Source organism: Photorhabdus hindustanensis, from assembly GCF_002968995.1.
Taxonomy (GTDB): Bacteria; Pseudomonadota; Gammaproteobacteria; order Enterobacterales; family Enterobacteriaceae; genus Photorhabdus; species Photorhabdus akhurstii.
Map to the genome: position 1 here is coordinate 1 of NZ_PUWT01000113.1, position 3,505 is coordinate 3,505.

A 3,505-nucleotide genomic window follows, 5' to 3' on the forward strand; every position below is an offset into this window, starting at 1 on the left:
CCGTCGATAAGGTGACAGCCGGGGTATTAACAAAACTACAGCCATTACAGGTAATGCCGTTCGGGTTGGCAATGAGGATATCGGCTTTTTGCCCTACGACTTCCAACAGCCCTTGCAAATTTGAGGCTAAGGCCCCCACGACTTCATTAATAATCAGCTCGGCTGATTTACCGTTGAAGTTAAGATTGGCGCCAATTTGCCCCGCCAACAGAGACTGCGTATTATGGGTCGCGTTATTAAATACTAATCCTGAGGTCCCAACATTAAATTCCTGATAACGGTTATGTGAAACACCACGGGCGTTAGGCGCTGCAATATGAATAATAGGGCGATTGTTTTTCGAGGTGATCCGTGTTTGCTTATCCGCCAGTTTAATTCCCGGTACTTCTCCTTCTACTTCTGAGAAGTTTATTGTCAGTTGAGGAGCATGACTTAACGCACTTCCAATCAGCACAGAAGTCACCGGCGTATATTTCCCTTCAACTGAGTTATACTTCCCCGCCGGTGAATGCAACTCTGCGTTGTTTTTGGTGATGGCAGTTGTCCCTTTTGCCAATAACGTTGCCTCAGTATCAATAATGTCACCACCGGTATTAATGGTTAAGTTATTGCCGGCCGTGAGGGTACTTTTTATTATCGGGAATTGAAATTGTGGGTAAGATTGTTCGTCTTCCTCGTCATCGGCATTTTCATAATGTTTTACATAGTCATCTCCATGCTCATTTGAATATTCATAAGGGTTCTCCGCTGTGATTTTACTCACATCAAGTATGCCGCCACTGGTCAGCGTGATATCCTTCCCCGCGGTTAAAGAAATACTTCTCAGATCGACAATCTTTCCTGCATGGATCTCAATATTTTCATCCGCTTGCAATTGGCTAAGCTGACGCAGACGCTGATTAATTAATTCTTGTTTAGCGCCGTCATTGAGTGGACTCTGTTCATCAATTAAATCACCCGAGGCATAAATCTCAAGTTTATCATTGGTTGCCAAAAAGATATTTTTCGCCCGGTTAATCAGGGTATCTGCAATATCAATAGGACCATCGGCGATAATGCGTAATAGGTTATCAGCAGAAAGCGTGGTTAATACCCTTGTTCCTTCCGGGGTATAGTCGTCCCCAGAGACAACAGACAGCATTCCCCGGCTGGCAAGCAAGGTCACATCATGACCGGAGATATCATAACCATTCACATCAAGGTGTGACTTTCCATCCAACATGACATGGTTCCCGGCTTTTAAATTCCCCTGGCCTAAATAGATCGTTTCCGCGTCAGCGGTTAAGTTTTGTTCTGCCCTCATTGACGCACGATTTACTAAATCTCGGGCAGTGAGAGAAATGTTTTTCCCGGTGATTAACGCCAGATCAGTGGGGTTCTTTCCCGCTTTAAAATGTTCTTTATCAAAATCAAAACGAAATGTATCTTGAAATGTCGCCGTCAGATCCCCACCGGCATTCAGTTTACCGATGATATTCTGCTGACTGTCTTTTATCGCTTTGGTTGAAAAATTTTTACCTGTCAGGGTGAGGTTTTGCGCCGCGCTTAACTCGCCAACATTATTTATCTCGTTAGCAGTGATGCTGTTGTTTTTACCCGCGGTAATAATAGGGTGACTTTTCTTAGTCGGGTTTACGTTATCCAGTTTAGTCGCTTTAAGCGCGACATCGCCACCCGCACGGATTTGACCTTGATTGCGCAGTGTCTCGGTAGTCAATCTCAGATGTTGACCCGCTTGTACATGGCTTTGTTCTGCCGTTTCAATGGCTTTACTGTTGATGTTGATATCGGTCTTAGCTTGTACCTCCCCCAAGATAATTTTACCCTCAGCGGTTAAACTGATAGCGTCTTGGGTTGTGGTCAGGTTGGTGAGATTAACCCCAACCCCCTTTTCAGTGGCAACCAGTCGGATTTTATTGGCATACATGCCGCCTAAGGCTTTGGTATCAACCGCTAATTGCGGTTTTGCCCCTTCTCCGGCGATAGGTTTAACCGTGCCGTCTTTCAAGCTAATACGGTTGGCCCCCTGAGTCAGCGACAGGGTGTTAGCCTGAATTTTTCCATTCAACTCCGTCGCCCGGCTGATGATATCGACATAATCCGTCGTCTTGCCGTCCAGCCCTTTGCCGCCAATGGTAATCTGGCCTTTTTTCACTTCCAGTGCTTCTAGTGCGCCCTGTTGATCAAATTGTGGCTTACCGGTGGTCAGGGTTGCGCCGGTGGTATTAATAAAACCACAACCATCACAGGTAATGCCGTTAGGGTTGGCAATCATCACGTTGGCTTTATTGCCAACAATTTCCAACTGGCCTTGCAGGTCAGAGCGGCCACTGCCGGTGACTTCGTTAATAATCAGTTCCGCCGCTTTGCCTTTCAGGTTAGGGTTCGCGTTAAGTTGCCCTGCCAGTTGCGATTGAGCCGTCTGTGTAGCGTTATTAAGTACGGTCCCCTGAGTGGCGACATTGAACTCTTGGTAGGTATTGTGGGATATCCCTGCATCATTCGGCGTGGCGATATTCACCACCGGCACATTGCCCTGATTTTGTACCTGTGTGCGGTTGTTATCCGGTGTTATGCCGACAGCCATAGCCGGGTGCAATGGCTGGATTGCCGTCAGGTAAATTAAAAGATAACTCGTGACCCTGGCCATCGAGTTGTGGCGTTTATCCATCGTACTGTCCCTTTTCTTAATTTAAGTGTGGCAAAGTCAGTAATGCTGACTAATAAATTACCCAATGAGGTATTAGTGGTTTTTCGTACCCGTGCGTTGATATCCTGCGAAGTTAACCCTGCGGATAAATAAGGATGCATCGAGTGTTCTTGGTCTGACCGGGACAAACTTTCTGCCCCTGCAAATTCAATCCGGTGAATAGTGAGATAAATAGCTCCCAAAGCACCCGATGTTGAAACATGAGTCCATTCGGATATGGCCAGCAGGACAAGCGCTGCCAGACTGCGGTGATAAAGCGATAATCTTTCCATAGAAAATATTGATAATTTGATAGTGACATAATTAAACTATTCTAATGATGAATAATTTATCCGTCTAAATTATCAGTATAAAATGTGATCAGCGTCCGGATTTTTAATCCTGCTAATGGAGAATCTGATATATTAAATGCCAGAAAATCGCGGTAAGGCTGGAGATACTCAATGGTGACAGAGTGGAAGGAAAAGAATCACTTTCGTACTACTCGCAGTATCTCTCTGTTTCAACAACAGAGATACTCATAGGAAAATTTAATTCATGCAGTTTGTGACTGCTCCCCGCCGTAAAAAACGGCGAGGCTTCCCACTTCTCAGGCCGCCACCGTCTTTATGACGGATTTACGCTGGCCTCCGTGGGCAGAAACGACGAGTCCCGCCGCCTGTAATTCTGTTATGCCCTTGCGCTGGATGTTGAGCGCCGCATTGATATCGCGGTCATGTTCGACTCGACAGCAAGGGCATGGCCAGATCCGCTTACGCAGCGGCATTTCCGGCATTTTGTGACCGCAGCAATGAC

3 protein-coding genes are annotated in these 3,505 nt (G+C 46.2%); all 3 read right to left on the reverse strand.

Going from position 1 to position 3,505, the window contains the following annotated elements; all coding sequences use genetic code 11:
• Positions 1-2,671: filamentous hemagglutinin N-terminal domain-containing protein (locus C6H66_RS24190; RefSeq protein WP_146111121.1), on the reverse strand; the 2,671-nt coding region annotated here is incomplete at its 3' end.
• On the reverse strand, positions 2,623-2,982 hold the full coding sequence (locus C6H66_RS24195) for a POTRA domain-containing protein (RefSeq protein WP_105396987.1): 360 nt from the start codon (positions 2,980-2,982) through the stop codon (positions 2,623-2,625). The genes C6H66_RS24190 and C6H66_RS24195, both read right to left, overlap by 49 nt.
• Before the next feature lie 317 nt (positions 2,983-3,299).
• The coding region (locus C6H66_RS24200) for a zinc ribbon domain-containing protein (RefSeq protein WP_146111122.1) at positions 3,300-3,505 on the reverse strand (206 nt) is incomplete at its 5' end.